The 21,313-nt window shown below is 66.2% G+C and carries 21 protein-coding genes; 14 read left to right on the forward strand and 7 right to left on the reverse strand.

The features are described from left to right. Nucleotides 1-191: hypothetical protein (locus AXA74_RS24585; RefSeq protein WP_211269879.1), on the forward strand; the 191-nt coding region annotated here is incomplete at its 5' end. Between the two features lie 115 nt (nucleotides 192-306). Here the strand turns inward: AXA74_RS24585 and AXA74_RS19075 are convergent. Further along, complete coding sequence (locus tag AXA74_RS19075; RefSeq protein WP_060833246.1) at nucleotides 307-540, reverse strand: helix-turn-helix transcriptional regulator; 234 nt, start codon at nucleotides 538-540, stop codon at nucleotides 307-309. A gap of 110 nt (nucleotides 541-650) precedes the next feature. On the opposite strand from AXA74_RS19075, the gene AXA74_RS19080 reads away from it, so the two are divergent. Then, nucleotides 651-1,220: a hypothetical protein gene (locus AXA74_RS19080; protein WP_126623624.1), complete on the forward strand. Its 570-nt coding sequence runs from the start codon at nucleotides 651-653 to the stop codon at nucleotides 1,218-1,220. Here the strand turns inward: AXA74_RS19080 and AXA74_RS19085 are convergent. Then, entirely contained in the window at nucleotides 1,209-2,366 is a 1,158-nt protein-coding gene (locus AXA74_RS19085; protein WP_060833248.1) for a tyrosine-type recombinase/integrase, read from the reverse strand. The genes AXA74_RS19080 and AXA74_RS19085 overlap by 12 nt on opposite strands. A gap of 513 nt (nucleotides 2,367-2,879) precedes the next feature. On the opposite strand from AXA74_RS19085, the gene AXA74_RS19090 reads away from it, so the two are divergent. The 5 genes from AXA74_RS19090 to AXA74_RS24505 are packed head-to-tail and all read left to right on the forward strand — an operon-like array spanning nucleotide 2,880 to nucleotide 9,317. Then, nucleotides 2,880-3,866, forward strand: a complete 987-nt coding sequence (locus AXA74_RS19090; protein WP_032963400.1) for an HlyD family secretion protein — start codon at nucleotides 2,880-2,882, stop codon at nucleotides 3,864-3,866. Nucleotides 3,867-3,869: 3 nt separating this feature from the next. Continuing rightward, a complete protein-coding gene (gene rbbA / locus AXA74_RS19095) occupies nucleotides 3,870-6,584 on the forward strand; it encodes a ribosome-associated ATPase/putative transporter RbbA (protein WP_032979326.1) in 2,715 nt (904 codons plus the stop codon). Between the two features lies 1 nt (nucleotide 6,585). Continuing rightward, a complete protein-coding gene (locus AXA74_RS19100) occupies nucleotides 6,586-7,713 on the forward strand; it encodes an ABC transporter permease (RefSeq protein ID WP_032963402.1) in 1,128 nt (375 codons plus the stop codon). A gap of 4 nt (nucleotides 7,714-7,717) precedes the next feature. Further along, complete coding sequence (locus tag AXA74_RS19105; RefSeq protein WP_230588841.1) at nucleotides 7,718-9,136, forward strand: efflux transporter outer membrane subunit; 1,419 nt, start codon at nucleotides 7,718-7,720, stop codon at nucleotides 9,134-9,136. 4 nt (nucleotides 9,137-9,140) lie between these two features. Further along, nucleotides 9,141-9,317, forward strand: coding sequence for a hypothetical protein (locus AXA74_RS24505; RefSeq protein WP_029580264.1), 177 nt, complete (start codon nucleotides 9,141-9,143; stop codon nucleotides 9,315-9,317). Here the strand turns inward: AXA74_RS24505 and AXA74_RS19110 are convergent. Continuing rightward, nucleotides 9,311-9,826 (reverse strand): GNAT family N-acetyltransferase, encoded by a 516-nt coding sequence (locus tag AXA74_RS19110; protein ID WP_032955392.1) that lies wholly within the window; start codon nucleotides 9,824-9,826, stop codon nucleotides 9,311-9,313. The genes AXA74_RS24505 and AXA74_RS19110 overlap by 7 nt on opposite strands. A 168-nt stretch (nucleotides 9,827-9,994) precedes the next feature. Between AXA74_RS19110 and AXA74_RS19115 the strand changes: the two genes are divergently transcribed. After that, nucleotides 9,995-11,041, forward strand: a complete 1,047-nt coding sequence (locus tag AXA74_RS19115) for a glycosyltransferase family 2 protein (RefSeq protein WP_029580266.1) — start codon at nucleotides 9,995-9,997, stop codon at nucleotides 11,039-11,041. Continuing rightward, nucleotides 11,038-12,627, forward strand: coding sequence for an ArnT family glycosyltransferase (locus AXA74_RS19120; RefSeq protein ID WP_029580267.1), 1,590 nt, complete (start codon nucleotides 11,038-11,040; stop codon nucleotides 12,625-12,627). The genes AXA74_RS19115 and AXA74_RS19120 overlap by 4 nt, the downstream gene beginning before the upstream one ends. On the opposite strand, the gene AXA74_RS23995 is transcribed toward AXA74_RS19120, so the two are convergent. Next, complete coding sequence (locus AXA74_RS23995) at nucleotides 12,563-12,970, reverse strand: GtrA family protein (protein WP_172899579.1); 408 nt, start codon at nucleotides 12,968-12,970, stop codon at nucleotides 12,563-12,565. The genes AXA74_RS19120 and AXA74_RS23995 overlap by 65 nt on opposite strands. A gap of 81 nt (nucleotides 12,971-13,051) precedes the next feature. Between AXA74_RS23995 and AXA74_RS19125 the strand changes: the two genes are divergently transcribed. Beyond that, complete coding sequence (locus AXA74_RS19125) at nucleotides 13,052-13,906, forward strand: ChbG/HpnK family deacetylase (RefSeq protein WP_230584681.1); 855 nt, start codon at nucleotides 13,052-13,054, stop codon at nucleotides 13,904-13,906. Here the strand turns inward: AXA74_RS19125 and AXA74_RS19130 are convergent. Genes AXA74_RS19130 through AXA74_RS19140 form a run of 3 tightly spaced genes read right to left on the reverse strand, consistent with a single transcriptional unit; the run spans nucleotide 13,896 to nucleotide 16,386 of the window. Further along, nucleotides 13,896-14,792, reverse strand: coding sequence for an alpha/beta hydrolase (locus tag AXA74_RS19130; protein ID WP_032955396.1), 897 nt, complete (start codon nucleotides 14,790-14,792; stop codon nucleotides 13,896-13,898). The two genes, AXA74_RS19125 and AXA74_RS19130, sit on opposite strands and share 11 nt — an antisense overlap. 49 nt (nucleotides 14,793-14,841) lie before the next feature. Continuing rightward, nucleotides 14,842-15,474, reverse strand: coding sequence for a LysE family translocator (locus AXA74_RS19135; protein WP_029580270.1), 633 nt, complete (start codon nucleotides 15,472-15,474; stop codon nucleotides 14,842-14,844). 27 nt (nucleotides 15,475-15,501) lie between these two features. Continuing rightward, the gene (locus tag AXA74_RS19140) at nucleotides 15,502-16,386 is read right to left on the reverse strand and encodes a DMT family transporter (protein WP_032979327.1); all 885 of its coding nucleotides are present in this window, start codon (nucleotides 16,384-16,386) and stop codon (nucleotides 15,502-15,504) included. 127 nt (nucleotides 16,387-16,513) lie between these two features. Here AXA74_RS19140 and AXA74_RS19145 point away from each other — a divergent pair, with 127 nt between their 5' ends. The 4 genes from AXA74_RS19145 to fusA all read left to right on the forward strand — a co-directional run bounded on the left by AXA74_RS19145 (nucleotide 16,514) and on the right by fusA (nucleotide 21,313). Further along, complete coding sequence (locus AXA74_RS19145) at nucleotides 16,514-17,995, forward strand: aminotransferase-like domain-containing protein (protein WP_032955398.1); 1,482 nt, start codon at nucleotides 16,514-16,516, stop codon at nucleotides 17,993-17,995. Nucleotides 17,996-18,071: 76 nt separating this feature from the next. After that, a complete protein-coding gene (locus AXA74_RS19150; RefSeq protein ID WP_029580273.1) occupies nucleotides 18,072-18,416 on the forward strand; it encodes a TIGR01244 family sulfur transferase in 345 nt (114 codons plus the stop codon). Between the two features lie 85 nt (nucleotides 18,417-18,501). Further along, nucleotides 18,502-18,966 (forward strand): universal stress protein, encoded by a 465-nt coding sequence (locus AXA74_RS19155; RefSeq protein WP_029580274.1) that lies wholly within the window; start codon nucleotides 18,502-18,504, stop codon nucleotides 18,964-18,966. A 232-nt stretch (nucleotides 18,967-19,198) separates the two neighbouring features. Beyond that, complete coding sequence (gene fusA, locus AXA74_RS19160) at nucleotides 19,199-21,313, forward strand: elongation factor G (RefSeq protein ID WP_029580275.1); 2,115 nt, start codon at nucleotides 19,199-19,201, stop codon at nucleotides 21,311-21,313.

Raw genomic sequence — 21,313 nt, forward strand, 5'->3', positions numbered from 1 at the left:
GCTTAGCCATGGCGCACCCCCGCAAACGCTTCGGCCAGGCCCTTAGCAAAGCCTTGGTCGAACGCCAGGGATGCCAGGGCAGCGTCGGAGTCATCCGCCTGCAAGCCGCGGACGAATGCGCAGCGCTCGGTATCGCGGTACTCGCCCATCGTTTTGCGGATCTGGGCGAACCAGGCCCGGCCCGCCGCTAGACCAGCCGCACAACCCGTTGTATGATTTCCGTCGTGCCCTGCGACCAAGCAAGCACTTTCTCCAGCCCCGTTAAGCGCGCCAACGCTTGCGGGGCTTAGTTTTTGGTTCGTCATATCACTCTCCTTTAGACGTCCGGATACCCCGAGGCCGGGATTCGATCCATGCCAGCACTTGCGCCCGATTCCATACGATCCGACGCTTTCCGATCTGATAGGGCTGCGGAAATCCGTTGTTTTTGATCTCGTTGTAGAGTTGGGTTGCGCTAAGGCTGGTCATCTTCAACACGGTCGGCCGGGCGTCGAACGTGATCTCAGGGGCCAATTCGGTAGTATCGAGCTGCTCTTCCATGAAAACTCCTTAGTGTTCGTAGTTTCGATAGTGTGAAAAACACACTAGGACAAAGTTTCGCACACTCGGGACGCAAAGCAAGTAATATTTGCCACCGTTAACACTATTGAGTGCAGATCGTGGCAGAAAAGCCGAAAAGGCCTGTAGGGCGTCCGCGCAAGGCGGCCCCGGACAAGCAGGGACAGTTCAGTATCCGCTTGCCGTTTATGGGAAAGCTGATGCTCGAGTTGCTCGCCAGGGAGCAGAACATGTCCCTGTCGCAGGCCGTGGACTTCGCGGTTAAACGATTGGCAGATACTTACGAGATTGAGGGTAAGTCGATCGCCAGCTTGGCCAGAGAAGCGTACGGTAGGCTTCTAGAAAAAGTGAACCCCGACGTATACGAGGTCGGCCGCAGTACTACGAGCCATCTCATGGTGAGATCAACGAGTGAAAGCGTGTCGCCGATGAACGAGGCCGAAAAGGCTTTCATGTTCCCGGACCATTTGCGTACCGACGAAGAGCGCTTCTTCGTGAACGTTCTTGAGCTTCTAGGTGATGACGGCACGCGCGCAATGCAGAGCAAGGAAGACAGCACCGTTTTGTGGAGCGTATGCAAAAACGCCTTTGCGGCGAACATCAGGCCCAACGAGGTAGTCGCCTTTTGGCGTCAAGAGGTGCACGGTAGATCAAAGAGCTAGCTGCTCCAGCGCCGTGGCGGCGACAGTTTGCCGTAGCTGACCGTAGTGCTTTTCGATCATGGCCACGCTGGTGCCGCTCACCTGAGCCACCGTTAGCAGATCCAGGCCACCCACCACGAGATCAGTGATTACCGAGTGCCGGAGGCTATACGCCGTCGTCTCGGCCGGTAGGCCAGCCGCGGCTACTGCGTCCTTGATTGGGTGCTTCCAGGCGTCTTTGTTCCACCGGATACCATCAAGACGGGTAAGCAGCGGCGCGCCAGGCGCTTTGCCTTGGGCGTGCTTCGCCAGAAAGTCGGCAGTGGCGCCGGTGACGTGCAGCTTGCGATCCTTTCCCGCCTTGTCCTGGCCGATCCGTAGCGACTTCAGGCGGTGGTCATAATCTCCGGCGTTCAGGCTGGCCAGCGCTCCAGGCCGAAGCGGAAGCATAGACAGACCGCGCAGCAATTCGCCCACATCCGGCGCGGCGTGTTCGATGAAGGCCCGGCGCTGGTCCCGGTCTAGATACAGTTCGCGTCGACGAGTAGCGCCCTTGATCGGCTTTAGCGCTTCCCGCCATGCAAAGTCGGTCGTCACCTTGCCCTCAGCGAAGGCAAGATTCAGGGCAGCGCGCAGGGCCGTCAGATCGCGGTTAATCGTGTCTGGGGCGCGTTTTCTCTCCTTACCCTTTACAACCACCGGAGCGGCCATCAATCCCGTCCTGTAGGCCTTCACGTGATCCCGCGTGAGTTTCGCCAGTTCGACGTCGGCCAGCGGTGTGGCGTCGACCCATCGCTTGAATCTCCCGGCTATATCGTTGGCAGGCTTATCTCCCTTCTCGCGGCGCGTGTGGGTCACATAGTCGGCGCAGATATCCTTGACGGTATTGCGTCCAGTGGTGCCGCCCTTGTCCAGGTGTGCGAACCAAGCTCTGGCCTGCTCAGTGGCGCGGTCAAATCGTTCAAATGCTGGGTACTCGTCCAGTGCGCCCAAGGATTGCGAAGGTTGCTTGTCGCCGTCCCTGTAGCGAGCCAGCCAGGTGCCCACGCTGTCCGCCGTCATCTTGCGGAAGCCGACATAGCAGCCGGTGGATATCTTGTGCCAGTAGGGTGCCCGGCGAGGTTTGAGACGGTCGCGGGCAGATACGGAATCGATCTTGGTAGCCATGGGCGAACTATACCCAGTACTCAAAAAGTACTCAAAATCTTCTGGGATATCCGCGTATCTCTTGGTGCTTAGATTCCCTGTCGTCCCTATGAAATAAGGCTTTCCGGGATCTTCTGGAACATTGAGATTTCGCCTTCACACGGCAGGGGTCACAAGTTCGAAACTTGTACCACCCACCAGACACCTGAGAAAGCCCGCTGCCAATCCAGCGGGCTTTTTCTTTTTCTGCGGCGAAATCCCGCCAGCCCCGTCTCGCCAATCCCTTGGCGCCCGGACCACTTTGGTCCAACCCCCTTTTTCGTGTATGGTCGTAGCAGCCCTGCCCGTGCGTGAGCAGTGCTTGATCTGACGCAAGGCCCGCCGGGGTGTGCGCGCACCGCGCATGCCGGCCGGCGGATAACATGGCGTTGCCGGGCAGCTAGGCAGGCTAGATCGCAAGCGACGCGGATCCTTACCGCGCGACTTACGGCACCGCGCCGCACCCGAGCATCCGCCGTCTGTCGTGGAGATCGGATGAAAAAGTCGCTGGTTTGGGGATCGGTGGCCGTGCTGCTCGCGCTGGCCGCCGCGGGGGCGATCTGGGTCAACCAGTATCGCGCGCAGGACATGCCGCAAAACATCGGCAGCGCCAATGGCCGACTGGAAGTCGGCCGCATCGACATCGCCACCAAATATGCCGGACGCCTGCAGGAGCTGCTGGTGCGCGAGGGCGATGGCGTGGCCGGCGGGCAGGTGCTGGCACGGCTGGACACCACCGAGCTGCGCGCGCAGTTGGCCGCCGCCCAGGCCGCGCAAGGCCGCGCCGACCAGGCAGTGGCCCGTGCCCAGGCCGAAACCGAGGCGCGCCAGGCGCGCGAGAAACTGGCGCAGATCGAACTCAAGCAGACCCAGGGGCTACGCAGCGACGCCCTGGTCTCGCATATCGAATTGCAGCGCCGCCAATTGTCTTTGCAGGGCGAAAGCGCCGGGCTGGCCGCCGCGGGCGCGGCGCTCGGCGAGGCCAAGGCCGCCGGTCTGGAGGCCCAGGCCCAGATCGCCCGCGTGAAGAGCGTCATCGACGACATGGACCTGCGCGCGCCGGTGGCCGGCCGGATCGAGTACCGGGTGGTCGAGGTCGGGGCGGTCCTGCCGGCCGGCGGACGGGTGCTGACGCTGCTGAACACTTCCGATATCTATATGACGGTCTTCTGGCCGGCGCGGGTGGCTGGCCGCCTGCGGGTGGGGCAGGAGGCCAGGATCGTGCTCGACGGCGTGCCCGGGGCCGTGTTCCCGGCCAAGGTGGGCTTCGTGGCGGCCGAGGCCCAGTTCACGCCCAAATATGTCGAAACGGTCAACGAGCGCGACAAACTCATGTACCGCGTCAAGCTGCAAGTGCCCGTGGACCTCGCCAATCGCTATGCCACGCTGCTCAAGGGCGGCATGACGGGCAATGGCTATGTCAATCTGCAGGCCGATGCGGCCTGGCCCGCCGAGCTGGACATCTCGCTGCCCAAGGAGTGAGCGATGGACGCCATCGTCCTGGAGCAGGTCTCGCATCGGTACGGCGCCGTGTGGGCGCTGCGCGATGTGTCGCTGGCATTGCCCATGGGCAAGACCATAGGCCTGATCGGCCCGGATGGGGTGGGCAAATCCACCTTGCTGTCCCTGGTCGCCGGGGTCAAGCGCCTGCAATCGGGCCAGGTCCGGGTGCTGGGCGGCGATATCGCGCGCCGCGGTTTCCGCAATGAACTCGCCTCGCGGCTGGCCTTCATGCCGCAAGGGCTGGGACGCAACCTCTACCCCACGCTCTCGGTCTACGAGAACGTGGACTTCTTCGCCCGACTTTATGGCCTGGATCCGGCGGCGCGCGGCAGCCGCATCGAGCGGCTGCTGCGCGCCACCGGCCTTGCGCCTTTCCCGGACCGCCCGGCCGGCAAGCTGTCCGGCGGCATGAAGCAAAAGCTCAGCCTGTGCTGCGCCCTGGTCCACAACCCCGAGCTGCTCATCCTGGACGAGCCGACCACCGGGGTGGACCCGCTGTCGCGCCGCCAGTTCTGGGCCCTGGTCGACGCCTTGCGCGCCGAGCTGCCCGGCATGACCGTGGTGGTGGCCACGGCCTATATGGAAGAGGCGCAGCGCTTCGAGCACCTGGTGGCGCTGGATGCCGGCAACGTGCTGGTGAGCGATGCCACCGATGCGGTCATGCGGCGCGCCGGCGCGCAGACCCTGGAGCAGGCTTACATCAGCCTCTTGCCGCAGGACCAGGCGGACGCGCCCCTGGACATCACGCCCTTTGAACCCCGGCCCGGGCCGCCCGCGATCGAGGCCTCCGGGCTGACGCGCAAATTCGGCAGTTTCGTGGCCGTGGACCGGGTGAGTTTCCGCATCGAGCGCGGCGAGATCTTCGGCTTCCTGGGCTCCAACGGCTGCGGCAAGACCACCACCATGAAAATGCTCACCGGGCTGCTGGATGTCTCCAGCGGCACGGCGAAGCTGCTCGGCCAGCCGGTCAATGCCGGCGACATGGCGACCCGCATGAAGGTCGGCTATATGTCGCAGTCCTTCTCGCTCTATGAAGAGCTGACCGTGCACAAGAACCTGGAGCTGCATGCGCGCCTGTACCGCATGGAAGGCGAGGCGGCGCGCCAGGCGGTGGCGCGCGCGCTGGACGAGTTCGAGCTGCGCGACGTGGCCGGCATCCATCCGGCCAGCCTGCCGCTGGGCATGCGCCAGCGCCTGCAACTGGCCGCGGCCTGCCTGCACAGCCCGGAAGTCCTCATCCTGGACGAGCCCACCTCGGGCGTGGACCCGGCCGCGCGCGATATGTTCTGGCGCCACTTGCTGCGCCTGTCGCGCCAGGAGCGCGTGACGATCTTCGTGTCCACCCACTTCATGAACGAAGCGCAGCGCTGCGACCGCATCTCCTTCATGCACCGCGGCCGCGTGCTGGCCGTGGGCACGCCCGACGCCCTCACCGAAAGCCAGCACGCCGCCACCCTCGAAGATGCTTTCGTGGCCTATCTCGAACAGGCCGACCCCGAGCAGACGGTGGAACAGGCCGGGCAGGGCGCCGCCGATCTGGCCGGCACCGCGCCGCCGGCTGCCGGTGGCCTGGCCGCCTGGTGGCGCCGGACCTGGGCCTTCGCGCAACGCGAGTCACTGGAATTGCGGCGCGACCGCATGCGCCTGGCTTTCGCGCTGCTCGGACCCATCGTGCTCTTGTGCATTGCCGCCTGGAGCGTGTCCTTCGACGTCGAGAACGTGCGCTATGCAGTCCTGGACCGCGACCAGAGCCTGGAGAGCCGCCGCCTGCTCGAACACTTCTCCGGTTCGCGCTATTTCCGCGAGGACGCGCCCCTGGCCAGCGACGCGGAGATCACCGAGCGCCTGCGCGGCACCCCCGCCAAGCTCATCATCGACATTCCTCCCGGCTATGGCCGCGACCTGCTGGCCGGCCGCGGCCCCCAGGTCGGTTTCTATATCGACGGCGCCCAGCCTTTCACGGCCGAGAACGTGCGCGGCTATGCGACCGGCATCATGCTGGAATACACGGCCGGGCTCATGGCGGCCAGCCCCCTGGGCGGATTGGCCTTGCCCGCCCGCGTGGAGTCGCGCTTCGCCTACAACCAGGAATTCCGCAGCATCTACGCCATCACACCGGGGATCCTGATGTTGGCGATGATCCTTATCCCCACCATGTTGACGGCCCTGGGCGTGGTGCGCGAAAAGGAGATGGGCTCGATCACCAATCTCTACGCTTCGCCGGCCTCGGTCGGGCAGTATCTGCTGGGCAAGCAGATGCCCTATGTCGCGCTGGCCATGCTGAGTTACCTCACCCAGGTGTTTTTGTGCATCGTGCTGCTGAGGGTGCCCTTGCGCGGCTCGTTTCTCGGTCTCTCGCTGGGCGCGCTGCTCTTCGTGCTGGCCGCCACGGCCCTGGGGCTGCTCATGTCCACCTTCGTGCGTTCGCAGGTGGCCGCCATCTTCGGCACGGCCATCCTCTGTCTCATCCCCTCGGTCAATTTCTCCGGCCTGCTCTATCCCGTCTCCACGCTGACGGGCAGCAGTTATTGGGTGGGCGTGGGCTTCCCCTCGTCGTGGTTCCAGCTCATCAGCCTGGGCGGTTTCACCAAGGGGTTGGACTGGCGCGGCTTCCTGTCCATGTACGCGGCCCTGGCGGCATTCGCCCTGGCCTATATCGGCGCGGCGCGCCTGCTGTTGCGCAAGCAGGAGGCCTGAGATGACGCAATGGCTGCGCAATGTGATGCGTCTGTGCGGCAAGGAATTCCATAGCCTGGCCGGCGACTACACCTTGATGCTGCTCATCGTGTTCGCCTTCTCGGCGGCTATTTATTCCGTCGCCAGCGGCGTGAAAGCCGAGGTGGCCAATGCCTCGGTGGCCGTGCTGGACGGCGACCGCTCCAATCTGTCCTTCCGCCTGCGCGACGCCATCCTGCCGCCGTATTTCAAGCCGCCGCAAGCCATCACCCGCGATGAGGTGGACGAGGCCCTGGACCGCGGCCGCTATATCTTCGTGATCGAGATCCCGCCCAATTTCGAGCGTGACGTGCTGGCGCGCCGCCAACCGGCCGTGCAGGTCCTGGTGGACGCCACCGCGATGACCCAGGCCGGCCTGGGCGTGACCTACCTGAACGAAATCATCGCGCGCGAGGTACTGGCTTTCCTCAATGCGCAAGGCATCGAGGCCCAGTTGCCGGTCGTGCCGGTCACGCGCCAGCTCTTCAATCCCAATGCGCAGTCGTCGTGGTACACGGCGGTGATGCAGATCGTGACCAATGTCACCGTGCTGGCCATCATCCTGGTCGGGGCGGCCGTCATCCGCGAGCGCGAGCACGGCACCATCGAGCACTTGCTGGTCATGCCGGTGCGCGCCAGCGAAATCGCCATGGCAAAGATTCTTTCCAACGGCGCCGTGATCCTGCTTGCCGCCATGCTGTCGCTGCGCTGGGTCGTGCATGCCGGCCTGGGTATCCCCCTGCACGGATCCCAACTGCTCTTCATGGCCGGCCTGGCGCTCTATCTCTTCTCGGTGACGGCCCTCGGCATGTACCTGGCCACCTTGGCGCCGACCATGCCGCAGTTCGGCTTGCTGGCCGTGCCCGTCTATGTGGTGGCGTATCTGTTGTCCGGCGCGGCCACGCCCGTCGAAAGCATGCCGCCGCTGATGCAAAGTCTCGTGCCCATTCTTCCGACCACGCAGTTCGTCATGCTGACCCAGGCCATCCTGTACCGGGGCGCGGGCTTTGCCGTCGTCTGGCCGCAATTCCTGGCCATCGCCGTGTGCGGGGCGCTTTTTCTTGGACTGGCGCTGCATCGTTTCCGTTCCATGCTGGCGCAGCAGGGATAGCCTCATGATTCCGATCCCACGATTGTTCCCTATCCTGTTGCCGGCCTTGCTGGCTGCCTGCTCGGTGCGCGTGGAGGCCCCTCCCGAGCATGCGCTGCCGGACCGCTTCGACCAGATGCCCGCCGAGGCCGCGCCGCAGGCGCTGGATGCCTGGTGGCGGGCCTGGAACGACCCCATCCTGACGGATCTCATCGACCGCGGACTGGCGAACAACAACGACCTCAAGCAGGCCCAGGCCAGCCTGCGCGAAGCCCGCGCCATGGCCGCCGTGGTGGATTCCGCGCTCTATCCCGATCTGGCGGCCAATGCGGGGGGCCAGCGCGGCAAGCTGGAACTCCGGCAACCCCGCCCCTTGCCGCGCGACACGGCCATGGTCACCGACTACCTGGCCGGGGTGGCGGCGGTCTGGGAGGTCGACGTGTTCGGCGGGCGCCGCAGCGACGCGGCCGCCGCCGGCGAGGCCGCGGCCAGCCAACAGGAGCGGCTCCATGGCGCGCGCATGCTGGTGGCCGCCGATATCGCCCAGGCCTATCTCGAGGCGCGGGGCCTGCAGGCGCGGCTGCGCGTGCTGGATGCCAGCATCGCCGCCAGCGACAGGCTGCTGCGCTATGCCCAAGGCCGCTTCCGTGCCGGGCAGGCCACCCGCTACGAGGTCGATCGCGCCCAGGCGCAGGCCGAGAATATCCGCGCCCAGCGGCCGCTGCTGGTCAGCCAGCACGAGGTACGCCTGCGGCGCCTGGCCGTGCTCACGGGACGGGCGCCGCAAGGCCAGGCGGCATTGCCGCCCCTGCCGGCCGCGGCCGGCATCCCCGCCGCCCCCGGCGGCATGCTGCCCTCGGAAGTCCTGGCAAGACGCCCCGATGTGCGCGGCCGCGCCCACGAGGTCAGCGCCTACGCGGCCAGGCTGGGCAGCGCCAAGGCGCAGTGGTTGCCGCGGTTCACCCTCAATTTCCTGCTGCAAGACGGGCGCCTGGATATCGACGGCCTGCCGGCCCTGCAGGGCACGGCCGGCCTGTTGGGCATAGGCGTCACCCTGCCCATCTTCACGGCCGGCCGTATCGCGGCCAACGTCGAGGCGGCCGACGCCCGCCTGCAAGGCGCGCTGGCGCGTTACGATCAGAGCATTCTGGATGCCTTGCGGGAGGTGGACGACGCCTATGGCATGCGGCGCGGGCTGGATGAGCGCGAACAGCTGCTCGCGCAGGCGGCCGCCACGGCGCGCCGCAACGCGACGCAGGCCGCGCGTCTCTACGATGGGGGGCGGCAGACGCTGCAGGATGTGCTCGAAGCCCAGCTGGACGCCCTGCGCCGCGATGATGAACTGGCCCAGGCGCATACCGCCCGGGCCCTGGTGACGGTCAAGCTATATCAGGCGCTGGGAGGGGGATGGACCGGCGTGGGCAGTACTCAAACAGGAGAATGACACGATGCACCCGAATACCAATACGATGCTCATCATCGTGAGCCTTGCCGTGGCGCTCATGCTGGTGGGTTTTGGGCTGCGCGACCGTAACCTCGGTCTGGGCCTGATGGGGCTGGGCCTGATCGTGGCCGTGCTGACCATCCTCTACAAGGCCTATATCACCTTCAGTTCTTTTTACTGAAAGGGGATGTCGCGGGCCATGTAGACCGCGCCGGCGCCATAGCCGGCCAGCTTGGCCGCCAGCGGCGCCGAGGGAGGCGCCGCCTGGTAGCCGAGTTTTTCCCAGTAGCGCACCGCCGGCGCCAGCGACACCAGGCTGGCGCGGGTCAGCCCCGCCCGGGCCGCCGCGCGGGCGCTGTCCCGCAGCATCAGGCCGGCCACGCCGGCGCCCTGGGCCTGGGGCGCCACCGCGCAATCATGCACGAACCAGCTGTCGGCATCCTCTGGCAGCGCCTGCAGCGGCAGGTTCAGCGCCGGCGGCAGGCCGGAACGCCAGGGATAGGCGACCAGATAGCCGGCCAGGCTGCCGCCGCGCATGGCCACCCGGCAGGTGGCGGGGGCCAGCTCGAGGCGGTTCAGGAAGAAATCCGCGCTTTCAAGAATGTCAGCCGGGTAGACGTCCGCTTGCAGGCGCAAAATCAGGGGCAGGTCGTCCGCGGCCATGGGACGGCAACTCAGTGTGCGAGGCATGGAAAATCAATAAAAACAGCGAGTTGGCCCTATTCTACCGTGCTGGCCCAGGGGCTTTTTTTGGCCGGCTTGCCCGCTGTTCTATCGGGATTCGGCTGATTTGATAAAAATTTGACAGTGGGATTTGCATACTTGCCGCATATTCAACCCTCTTATAGGGTCAGCACTATGCAAGTCGAATTCCGCTCTCAGGCATTTCCAGCCTCGCTTCCCCCCTCCGAGGCGCCCCTCGAAATGGCTGGAGAGGTCCGTTCTTTCTACGTCGAGGCGCAGGTCAGCTGCATCGTACCCTGCCTGAACGAGGCGGATAATCTGCGGGTGCTGCTGCCGGCCCTGCGCAGCCGCCTGGACTCCATGTGTTCGGCCTGGGAGATCATCGTCATCGATGACGGCAGCAGCGACGCCACGCCCGAGCTCATGGCCGAATGGACTGCGCTTGACGGTTTCCGCTACATCCAGCTGGCCCGCAACTTCGGCAAGGAGGCCGCGATCAGCGCGGGCCTGGAGGCCGCCGACGGCGATGTGGTGATCTGCCTGGATGCCGACATGCAGCATCCGCCCGCCCTCATCGAAGAAATGCTGCGCCGCTGGCGCGCCGGCGCTGAAATGGTTTACGCCCTGCGCCGGGATCGCAATGACGAAAGCCGTTTCAAGCAGCTGGGTTCGCATTGGTTCTACCGCCTGCTCTCTGGAAGCCGGGTCGACGTGCCGGCCGGGGCGGGCGACTTCCGCCTGATGGACCGCCGCGTGGTCGAGGCCCTCGTGGCCTTGCCCGAGCGCACCCGCTTCATGAAGGGCCTCTACGCATGGGTCGGTTTCAAGAGCGAAGCCTTGCCGTATACGCCGGACAGCCGCATGCATGGGCGCAGCCACTTCCGGCCCATGCGCCTGTTCGGGTTGGCCCTTGACGGCCTGACCGCCTTCACCACTTGGCCGCTGCGTGCCGTCAGTCTCCTGGGCGTGCTGTTCGCCCTGCTCGCCCTGGTCTACGGCGCCTATCTGGTGGGCGCCTACCTGCTGGTCGGCAACGCTGTCTCGGGCTGGACCACCATCATGACCGCCTTGCTGTTCTTTGCCGGCGTCAATCTCATCTCCCTGGGCGTGGTCGGCGAGTATGTCGCCCGTATCTTCGATGAGGTCAAGGGCCGGCCGCTCTACATCGCCCGCCAGCGGCGCGGGCGCGCCCGTGCGGCACGCAAGGCGCGCGCGCAATGAGCAGCGTCGCCTTACCCGTGTCCGGCGTCGCGCGTCACCGTATCCCCGCCTGGCTGGTGCTGGCGGCCGTTGCGCTTTGGCTGATGGGCCTGGCCTGGTCGCGCCCGCTGACGTTGCCCGACGAGGGGCGTTACGCCGGCGTGGCCTGGGAGATGCTGCGCAGCCATTCCTATCTCGTGCCGCTCATGGACGGCATGCCTTATTTCCACAAGCCGCCGCTGTACTACTGGCTGGCCCAGCTGTCCTTCTCGGTCTTCGGGCTGTCGGAGTGGGCCGCGCGCCTGCCTTCGCTGTTGATCGCCTGGGCCAGCATCGCCGGCGTCTATGGTTTTGCGCGCCGCTATCGCGGCGAGCGCTTCGCCCTTTGCGCCGTGCTGGTGCTCTCCAGCATGCCCTTTTTCTATGGCGGGGCGCAGTTCGCCAACATGGATATGCCGGTCGCCGGCATGATCACTCTGTGCGTGCTGGCCGGCGCGGACACCATCATGCGGGTGGCCGCGGGCCTGCCCTGGCGCCGGATGTCGCTGGCCACCGCCTTGCTGGCAGCCCTGGCCGTGCTGGCCAAGGGGCTGATCGGCATTGTCTTGCCGGGGGCCATCCTGTTTTTCTGGCTGCTGATGCGGCGTGACTTCCACGGCTTCAAGGCCCTGGTCTGGCCACCCGCCATTGCGCTTTTCCTGCTGGTGGCGCTGCCCTGGTTCGTGGACATGCAGCTGCGCTATCCCGGGTTTTTCCATTATTTCTTTGTCTACCAGCACTTTGAGCGTTTCGCGCTGTCGGGCTTTAACAATGTGCAGCCCTTCTGGTTCTATCCGCCTGTGCTGGCCGGCCTGACGCTGCCGTGGTCGCTCTGGATGGGCGGCACGCTGCGCCGCGGCTTCTGGGGTGCCGAGGATGTCGACGGCCTGCGCCGCCTGATGCTGATCTGGCTGGTGGTCGTCGTGGGCTTTTTCTCGCTGCCCAGCTCCAAGCTGATCGGCTACATCCTGCCCGCCGTGCCCGCCCTGGCCTTTCTCATTGCCGAACTGGTGCTCCCGGCCTGGGAGCGGGGGCAGCGCCGTCGGGCCCAGGTTTGCCTGGGCGTGGCCATGGCGCTATGCGTGACGGGCATCCTGGTCGCCACCTTTAACCCGCGTGGCGGCAGTGGGCCGCTGGGCGAGCAGGTCCGCGGCGAAGCCGGGCCCTATGACACCATGGTGGCCTTGCATCACTTCCCCTTCGACCTGGGTATCTACACGGCCTCGACCGAACCGCTGTGGGTGGTCGACGACTGGTCCAACCCCGAAATCCCCACGCGCGACAACTGGCGCAAGGAACTCTACGACGCCGCGATTTTCGAGCCCGAGGTCGGCAAGCGCGTCCTGGTTTCGAATGCCGTCTTCAATGAGCGCCTGTGCGCCGCGCCCACGGGTTCGCGTTATTGGGTCTGGGGGCAGACCTCGGACGGGGACGCCTATGCGGCCATCCGGGGCGAAGCGCCGCGCTTTGTCGACGGGCGCCGCCAGGTCTGGCGCATTGATGTCAACGATGCGGTCCGGCAGCGGGTTTGTGGCGGAAAGCCCATAGGCGGCTCGCCACAAAAGTAAGGAAGGCCAGGCCGACCAGGATCAAAGCCAGCAGGAGGTCATAGGGCAGGCGGGTGGCATGCAACAGCCAGACGTAGGCGGCCTCGTTCAAGGCGAAGCCCGCGGCTGACACAAGGAAGAAACGCCGCGCGGCTATGATCCAAGAGAGCGTCAAATGACGAAAAGTCAGTCGGTAGTGACCACTGAAGGACACCACGAAGGCTACCAGCCAGCCGGCCACGTTCGCCCAGGCTGGCGCCAGGCCGGCGAATTCGACGCACAGCACGGCGACCAGCCAGTGCGTTGCGGCGGCGGCGCAGCCGACAAAGACGAACCAGGCAATTTGACGAAACAAGGCGGGCATGCGGAAGTGAAGGTAATGGATACGACGATGAAGGCCTCGGCCCATGGCCGGCGTATTGCCGTCTGCGGCGACGATTTTGGCATGGATGCCAGCATAGACCACGCGATTTTTCAGCTGGTCGACGCGGGCCGGCTGAGCGCCGTGAGCTGCATGTCGACCGGCGCGAGCTTTGCCCGCCACGCCGCCGACCTCAAGCGTCGTGCCGCCGACACCGGCCTGCATCTCAATCTTACCCAGGCCCTTTCGCCCGCCGACGCCGGCATGCTGCCGCTGAAGACCCTCTTGCTGCGGGCCTATGCCGGCCGCCTCGACCGCACCCAGGTCCGCCAGGAGATCGACCGCCAGCTCGATGCCTTTGAAGACCAGATGGGCCAGGCGCCTCACTATGTCGACGGACACCAGCATGTCCATCAATTGCCCGGCGTGCGCGGCCCCCTGCTGGAGGCCTTGCGGCAGCGCTATCCCCGGCAGCGTCCCTGGCTGCGCCTGACGCCGGCCGGCGCCATGCAGGGCCTGCCCTTGGCCGCCGTCTTCAAGGCGCATGCCATCGCGGGCCTGGGTGGCCATGCGCTGGCCGCCCAGGCCCGCCAGGACGGCTGGCCCGGCAACAGGCGTTTCTTCGGCGCCTACGGCTTCGGGGGCGGGCGGCGCGCTTATGCCAGCTTATTGCATCATTGGCTGTTTAACGCCCTCGACGGCGACCTGATCATGTGCCACCCCGCCTTGCCTGGGCCCATCGAGCATGCGGCGCAGCGCGTGGCGGAATTCGAAGTCCTGTCCAGCCCCGAACTGGGCGAGTGGCTGGTGGCCAATGGGCTGTCGGTGGCGCGGCTCAGCCAGATGGTCCCGGCGGGATCCCGCGAGGCCAGCATCGGCGCCAGTCTCAAGCGGCAGGGCTGGGGGGCGGACGCCAACCCGCCGCTGATCAGCCGCTGAGGCCGGGAGCGCCGGCACGCCAGGCGGCGCCGGCATCGCGCACGAAATCCGCCACCGCCCGGTCATATTGGCTGCCGGCGCGCACGCCGCCGGAGTGCGAGCCACCCTCTATCTTCACCAGCCGCCTGAGTTCGGGCGGCACCTTGATGGCGGCCGCGTAGAGCTCATCGCTCATGCTGTCGGGCACGACGCGGTCAGCCGTGCCATGCAAGAGCAACAGCGGGGTGGACAGGCGGGCGAGCTTGCCCACCGAATCGAAATGCTGGGTCAGCAGCCAGGACGCGCCGGGCACCTTGCCCCATTTGTATTGGGTCATCATGGCCGCGATGCTGGTGAAGCTGGATTCCACGATCAGGCCGGCGATCTCCGGCTGCCTGGGCTGCGACACCAGGTCGATGGCGATGGCGCCGCCCAGGCTGTGGCCATAGACGAAGCGGCGTGCCGGATCCGGCTGGCGCCGCGCCAATTCGTTCAGCGCCGCCTGGGCATCCTGCAGGGCCGAGCGTTCGGAGGGCAGGCGCGGCGTGGAGGCGCCGAAGCCGCGATAGTCGATGGCCAGCACCGAATAGCCCAGACGGGTCCAGGCCTCCATGCGGAATGCGCTGCCGTTCAGGTTCCAGCGGGCGCCGTGCAGGTAGAGCACCGTGGGCGCCTGGGGCAGCGGGCTTTGCCAATACCAGGCGCGGATGGCTTCGCCGTCGACGACTGGCAGGTCGAATACCTGCGTGCCGTCGGGGGGTTCGCGCCACCAGCGCTGCTGCTCGGCTTCGGGAGAGAAAATCGCCTGGCGCTGCCAGCTGTCCAGTTCGGAGCAGCCGACGACGCCGGCGGCGATGAGCGCGGCCGAACCGGCCAGGCGACGTGATGTGCGGGAAAAGGCAACCATGATGGAATCTCGGACTCGCCCCGGCGGCTCCAGGTTCCCCGCGGCGCCCTCAATGATGCAGCAGTTCCAGGACGATGGGGTAGAGGGAGATCACCAGCAGCAAGGCCATGGTCATGTTGAAGGCGCGCACGGCGCCCGGCCGGTGCAGGACGCGCCGCAAGGCCATCCCGAAAGACACCCAGATCGAGATGCTGGGCAGGTTGACCAGACCACAGACCAGGGCCGCCACCCATAGATTGGCCAGGAAACCCTGCTGGGGCGTGTAGGTGGCCACCACCCCCACCGTCATGACCCAGGCCTTGGGATTGACCCACTGGAATAGCGCGGCCTGCATGAAAGTCAGCGGCCGGCTTCGCTGTGAGCCGTCTTCCATGGGGCCGGAACGCGCGATCTTCCAGGCCAGGTAGAGCAGATAGGCCGCGCCGCCGTATTTCAGGGCGGTATATAGCCATGGCAATTGGCTGAACAGCGCGCCCAGGCCCAGGCCCACCAGCAGGATCATGACCGAAAAGCCGATGGTCACGCCGAGCATGTGCGGGACGGTGCGCCGAAAGCCGAAGGTCAGCCCCGAGGACGCCAGCATTACGTTGTTGGGGCCCGGCGTGATGGACGAGACCAGGGCGAACAGGGCCAGGGGGCCCAGCAGCGAAAGCGAGAGGATGGGGATGGAATCGGTCAACATGGAGGTCTACCGGAAACAAAAGGGAGGCTAGCGTGTCTTGATCAGGGCGCGGCGGCCGCCCGCGATGACCAGCACCACCGCCAGGGCGAACACGAAAGTGTCAGGCGTGACCCGCTCCTGGAAAAGCACCGCCGCGGCCAGCACCGTCAGGAAAGGCTGCAGCAGCTGGACCTGGCCCACCCGGGCGATGCCGCCCACCGCCAAGCCGCGGTACCAGGCGAAAAACCCCAGGAACATCGAAAAGAAAGCCAGATAGCCGAAAGCCCAGAGCGCCTGTGCGCTGGGCAAGGGCGAGCGGGCCGCCATCCACCACACTGGACCGGCCAGAAAGGGGGCGCTGACCACGAGGGCCCAGCAGATCGTGCGCCAGCCGCCCAGCGTGCGCGAAGCGCGCGCGCCCTCGGCATAGCCCATGCCGCCCAGCACAACGGCCAGTAAAAGCCAGAGGTCTCCCGGCTGCAGGCTGCCGTGGCCCTGGCTCAGGATGAAACTCACCACCAGGACGGCGCCCACCAGGGCCCAGCCCCAGAAAGCGGGCGAGGGACGCTCGCCGCTGCGCCAGCAGGCGAACAGCGCCGTGGACAGCGGCAACAGGCCATTGACGACGGCGCCATGCGAAGACGGCACGCTGGCCATGGCCAGGGTCGAGGTCAGCGGCCATCCCACCACGATGCCGGCCGCGGCCAAGACAATGCCGCTGAACTCCGAGCGGGTGGGCCAGCGGCTGCGGCTGGCCAGCAGCAGCAGCGCGGCCGGCACGGCGGCAGCCAGGGCGCGCCCCAGCCCGACCAGCAAGGGCGGCATCTCGGCCACGGTCAGCCGCGTCATGGGCAAGGTGAGGGAGAACACGAGGACTCCCAGCAGGCCGAAGGCATAGCCTTCGAAGGAGGGGGCAGCTTGGCTACGGGACATGGAAAGGGCGGAATTGAGGGTCGGGGCTTGCCCGGGAAGGAGAAGCCTGTCACTCTACGCACAGTCATCGGTACAGTACCGATACACTTTGGCGATTCACTTTAATCACTGGCCTGGTAAAACTGCCATGACAGTTGCATCCGAACCCGCAGCTTCTTCTCAATTACCCGCCGACTGGCAGCCCGTGCGCGAGGGCGACGCGACCCTGGTGACCCAATTGGCCGATGATCTGGCCCGTCGTATCGACGAGCAAGGCCTGCGCCCGGGCACCCGCCTGCCGTCTATCCGCCGCATGGCCGAACAGTCGGGGGTCAGCCGCTTTACCGTGGTCGAGGCCTATGACCGCCTGGTGGCGCGGGGCTTGGTCCAATCGCGGCGCGGCGCCGGCTTCTTTGTGCGTGCCCGCAACAGCGGTTCGCTGGCGCCCGCGCTGCCGGCCTCGCCGGGGCTGGCGGTGCCGGCGCGCGTGGATGTCACCTGGCTGCTGCGCAGCATGTTCCGGGACACCACCCCCGGCTCGCCGGGCGGCGCCGGGCTGTTGCCGGCCGACTGGCTGGATCCCGAGATGGTGGCGGGCGCCATCCGCGCGGTGGGGCGCTCGGCCCGGGCCAATCTGGTCTCCTATGGGCGGCAGCAGGGCTTTTTGCCGCTGCGCCAGCAGATCGCTTCCATGCTGCAGGGAGACGGTGTGCCGGCGCATCCCGAGCACCATCTGCTCACGACCAATGGCGTGACCCACGGGCTGGACCTCATCGCCCGCCATCTGGTCAAGCCCGGGGACACCGTGCTGGTCGAAGACCCCGCCTGGTTTGTGTTCTTCGGCCGGCTGGCGGCCTTCGGCGCGCGCGTGATCGGCGTGCCGCGCGGCCCGGATGGCCCGGACCTGGCGCTATTGGAGCGGTTGGCGGCCGAACACAAGCCCCGGCTCTTCATCATCAACGGGGCGGTGCACAACCCGACGGGCCACACGCTGTCGGCCGGCGCGGCCTATGGCGTGCTGCGGCTGGCCGAACGCCACGATTTCATGGTGGTCGAGGACGACACCTACGGCGAAATGCATCCTGGCGGCGCGATGCGCCTGGCCGCGCTGGACCGCCTCAACCGGGTCATCCTGGTGGGCGGTTTTTCCAAGATGCTGGCGGCCAGCCTGCGTGTGGGCTATGTGGCGGCCCACGCCGACATCCTGCAGCCCCTGGCGGACCTCAAAATGCTCGCCGGCCTGACGACGCCCGAGCTAGGGGAACGGGTCGTGCACCGTATTCTGGTCGACGGGCAATACCGCCGCCACCTCGATCGGGTGCGGGCAAAAGTGGACGAAGCCCGGCGCGATTGCCTGCGCCGGTTGCAGGCCCTGGGCTTTGCCGTTCCGCACGAGCCTTACGCTGGCATGTTCGTCTGGGCCGATTGCGGGCGCGACTCCGAAATCCTCGCCCGCCAGGCGGCCGACCGGGGGATGCTGCTCGCCCCGGGCACGTTGTTCTCGCCCTCGCAGCAGCCGTCGACCATGCTGCGCTTCTCGGTGGCCATGATCGACTCGCCCGAAGCCTGGCGCATCCTGGCCGACCTCATGGCGGAGCCCGCCGGCAAGCCCGGGGCCACTATACTTTGAGTATTGTCCCCCGCCCTTCGCGGGCCGCGCTCCGGTGGAGCTGGCCCGCAGGGGCCATCACCCAAGGAATTCCCTCATGAGCGTGCCGATTCGTCCCCTGACCGAAAACTTCGCCGTGGCGCCCCAGCTCGGCCCCGATGACATGGCCGGCGTGGCCGAAGCCGGCTATAAAAGCGTGATCATTAACCGTCCCGACTTCGAAGGCGGCCCGGATCAGCCGACCGCCGCCGATGTGGCCAAGGCGGCGGTGGCCGCCGGCCTGGCCGTCGAATACCAGCCGGTGGTGGGCAGCGCCATGACCGCCGCCGACGTGGCGCGTTTCGCCGAGCTGCTGCGCAGCCTGCCCGGCCCCGTGCTGGCGTATTGCCGCACCGGCACGCGCTGCACCAACCTCTTCGTGGCGGCCCAGCAGCTGGCTTGATGCCCATCAAGCCGGCGGGACTTTTCCCGCGTGCGGCCGGGGTTTTCCGGTAGCATGTAGATTCCTACTAGAAGGAGCAGGCAGCATGTTCAAGAAGATCCTGATTCCCACCGACGGTTCCCCGCTTTCCGCACAAGCCGCCAACGCGGGCATCACCTTTGCCCGTTCGGTTGGCGCCGAAGTCGTGGCTTTGCACGTGACCCAGCCCTTCGCGGCCACCATCGGTTTTGACGGCATGGCCGCGGCCTATGCCATCACCGACGAGGACTACGAAAAGGCGGCGGCCGAGCAGGCCGAAAAATACCTGAAGCAGATCGTCGATCGCGCCCATACCGCGGGTGTGAAGGTCGAGTCCCGTGCTGTGTCCAATTTCAATGTCGCCGACGGCGTGGTGCAGGCCGCGGCCGACACCGGTTGCGACCTCATCTTCATCGGCAGCCACGGCCGCAGCGGCCTGTCGCGCCTGTTGCTGGGCAGCGTCACGGCCAAGGTGCTGTCGCTGGCCACCACGGCGGTGCTGGTCTACCGCGTCAAGGAAGAAAAGAAGTAAGGCGCGCGCCTTCTTCCGCTCTTGGCGATCCCCCGCGTGCCGCTTGCCGGCGCGCGGGGTTTCTTTTTTTGGCCCCGGCCCCGGCAGGGCGCAATGACCCGGCGGGGGTTGAGGTCAAGTGCTGCGTCCGGGCGGTCTCCGTACTATGCTAATCAGTCTGGGCTTCGCCCAGGACACAACGGTTTTTCCTGTTGCGCCTTCCATGATCCAACGCCTTGAGTAAGGGGCCACCATGACTCGCAGGACGCCAATCGAGCTTTATCGGAACATCGGCATCAGCGCCCACATCGACGCCGGCAAGACCACGACGACCGAGCGCATCCTTTTCTACACCGGCATCACCCACAAGCTGGGCGAGGTGCACGAGGGGGCCGCGGTCATGGATTGGATGGAGCAGGAACAGGAACGCGGCATCACCATCACCTCGGCGGCCACCACGGCCTTCTGGCGCGGCATGGCGGGCAACTACCCCGAGCATCGCATCAACATCATCGATACCCCGGGGCACGTGGACTTCACCATCGAGGTGGAGCGTTCCATGCGCGTGCTCGACGGCGCCTGCATGGTCTACGACTCGGTGGGCGGGGTCCAGCCCCAGTCCGAAACCGTGTGGCGCCAGGCCAATAAATACGGCGTGCCGCGCATCGCCTTCGTCAACAAGATGGACCGCGTGGGCGCCGACTTCCTGCGCGTGCAGCGCCAGATCGTCGAGCGCCTCAAGGGCGACGCCGTGCCGGTGCAGCTGCCGCTGGGCGCCGAAGACCACTTCCGCGGCGTGATCGACCTGGTCAAGATGAAGTCCATCCTCTGGGACGACGCCAGCCAGGGTGTGCGTTTTGAGTATGCCGACATCCCGGCCGATATGCTGGCCCAGGCCCTGCAATGGCGCGAGAAACTGATCGAGAAGGCGGCCGAGGCCAACGAAGTGCTGCTCGAAAAATACCTCTCCGGCGAGACGCTCACCGAAGAGGAGATCAAGGCCGGGCTGCGCCAGCGCACCATCGCCAACGAAATCGTGCCCATGCTCTGTGGCAGCGCCTTCAAGAACAAGGGCGTGCAGGCCATGCTGGACGCGGTCATCGATTACCTGCCCTCGCCGGTGGACGTGCCGGCCATCAAGGGCCATGACGAGCACGACAAGGAAATCGAACGCCATCCGTCTGACAAGGATCCCTTCTCTGCGCTGGCGTTCAAGATCATGACCGACCCCTTCGTCGGGCAGTTGGTGTTCTTTCGCGCCTACTCTGGTGTCGTCAAGTCCGGCGATTCGGTGCTCAATCCGCTCAAGAACAAGAAGGAGCGCCTGGGCCGCATCCTGCAGATGCACGCCAACGAGCGCAAGGAAATCAGCGAAGTCTATGCGGGCGACATCGCCGCCGCCGTGGGCCTGAAGGACGTCACCACCGGAGACACCCTGACCGACCCCGGGCACGTCATCGTGCTGGAACGCATGGTCTTTCCCGAGCCGGTGATTTCGCAGGCCGTGGAGCCCAAGACCAAGGCCGACCAGGAAAAAATGAGCCTGGCCCTGAACCGCCTGGCCCAGGAGGATCCTTCATTCCGGGTGCGCACCGACGAAGAATCGGGGCAGACCATCATCTCCGGCATGGGCGAACTGCACCTGGAGATCCTGGTCGACCGCATGAAGCGCGAGTTCGGCGTCGAGGCCACGGTGGGCAAGCCCCAGGTCGCCTACCGCGAAACCCTACGCAAGAAGGTCGAGGGCGTCGAAGGCAAGTTCGTCAAGCAATCGGGCGGTCGCGGTCAGTACGGCCATGCCGTCATTACCGTCGAGCCGCAGGCGCCGGGCAAGGGCTTCGAGTTCGTCGACGCGATCAAGGGCGGCGTCATCCCGCGCGAGTTCATTCCCGCGGTCGAGCGCGGCATCGTCGATACGCTCAATACCGGCGTGCTGGCGGGCTATCCGGTAGTGGACGTCAAGGTGACGCTGACGTTCGGCTCCTATCACGACGTGGATTCCAACGAGAACGCCTTCCGCATGGCGGGCTCCATGGCCTTCAAGGAGGGCATGCGCCGCGCCGATCCGGTCCTGCTCGAACCCATGATGCAGGTGGAGGTCGAGACGCCGGAAGACTTCACGGGCAATGTGATGGGCGACCTGTCCTCGCGCCGCGGCATGGTGCAAGGCATGGAAGATATCGCCGGCGGGGGCGGCAAGCTGGTGCGCGCCGAAGTCCCGCTGGCCGAGATGTTCGGCTATTCGACCTCGCTGCGCTCGCTGACCCAGGGACGCGCCACCTATTCCATGGAGTTCAAGCACTACGCCGAAGCGCCCAGGCAGGTGGCCGAGCAGGTCATCGCCGCGCGCTCGGGCTCGCGCGGCTGA

Source organism: Bordetella hinzii LMG 13501 (assembly GCF_001548475.1).
GTDB lineage: Bacteria > Pseudomonadota > Gammaproteobacteria > Burkholderiales > Burkholderiaceae_B > Bordetella > Bordetella hinzii.

Bases quoted from the DNA above. Each gene is read 5' to 3' on its own strand.
- AXA74_RS19075 (WP_060833246.1), bottom strand. From the start codon at position 540: ATGGAAGAGCAGCTCGATACTACCGAATTGGCCCCTGAGATCACGTTC.
- AXA74_RS19085 (WP_060833248.1), bottom strand. From the start codon at position 2,366: ATGGCTACCAAGATCGATTCCGTATCTGCCCGCGACCGTCTCAAACCT.
- AXA74_RS19090 (WP_032963400.1), top strand. From the start codon at position 2,880: ATGAAAAAGTCGCTGGTTTGGGGATCGGTGGCCGTGCTGCTCGCGCTG.
- rbbA (WP_032979326.1), top strand. From the start codon at position 3,870: ATGGACGCCATCGTCCTGGAGCAGGTCTCGCATCGGTACGGCGCCGTG.
- AXA74_RS19100 (WP_032963402.1), top strand. From the start codon at position 6,586: ATGACGCAATGGCTGCGCAATGTGATGCGTCTGTGCGGCAAGGAATTC.
- AXA74_RS19105 (WP_230588841.1), top strand. From the start codon at position 7,718: ATGATTCCGATCCCACGATTGTTCCCTATCCTGTTGCCGGCCTTGCTG.
- AXA74_RS24505 (WP_029580264.1), top strand. From the start codon at position 9,141: ATGCACCCGAATACCAATACGATGCTCATCATCGTGAGCCTTGCCGTG.
- AXA74_RS19110 (WP_032955392.1), bottom strand. From the start codon at position 9,826: ATGCCTCGCACACTGAGTTGCCGTCCCATGGCCGCGGACGACCTGCCC.
- AXA74_RS19115 (WP_029580266.1), top strand. From the start codon at position 9,995: ATGCAAGTCGAATTCCGCTCTCAGGCATTTCCAGCCTCGCTTCCCCCC.
- AXA74_RS19120 (WP_029580267.1), top strand. From the start codon at position 11,038: ATGAGCAGCGTCGCCTTACCCGTGTCCGGCGTCGCGCGTCACCGTATC.
- AXA74_RS23995 (WP_172899579.1), bottom strand. From the start codon at position 12,970: ATGCCCGCCTTGTTTCGTCAAATTGCCTGGTTCGTCTTTGTCGGCTGC.
- AXA74_RS19125 (WP_230584681.1), top strand. From the start codon at position 13,052: ATGGATGCCAGCATAGACCACGCGATTTTTCAGCTGGTCGACGCGGGC.
- AXA74_RS19130 (WP_032955396.1), bottom strand. From the start codon at position 14,792: ATGGTTGCCTTTTCCCGCACATCACGTCGCCTGGCCGGTTCGGCCGCG.
- AXA74_RS19135 (WP_029580270.1), bottom strand. From the start codon at position 15,474: ATGTTGACCGATTCCATCCCCATCCTCTCGCTTTCGCTGCTGGGCCCC.
- AXA74_RS19140 (WP_032979327.1), bottom strand. From the start codon at position 16,386: ATGTCCCGTAGCCAAGCTGCCCCCTCCTTCGAAGGCTATGCCTTCGGC.
- AXA74_RS19145 (WP_032955398.1), top strand. From the start codon at position 16,514: ATGACAGTTGCATCCGAACCCGCAGCTTCTTCTCAATTACCCGCCGAC.
- AXA74_RS19150 (WP_029580273.1), top strand. From the start codon at position 18,072: ATGAGCGTGCCGATTCGTCCCCTGACCGAAAACTTCGCCGTGGCGCCC.
- AXA74_RS19155 (WP_029580274.1), top strand. From the start codon at position 18,502: ATGTTCAAGAAGATCCTGATTCCCACCGACGGTTCCCCGCTTTCCGCA.
- fusA (WP_029580275.1), top strand. From the start codon at position 19,199: ATGACTCGCAGGACGCCAATCGAGCTTTATCGGAACATCGGCATCAGC.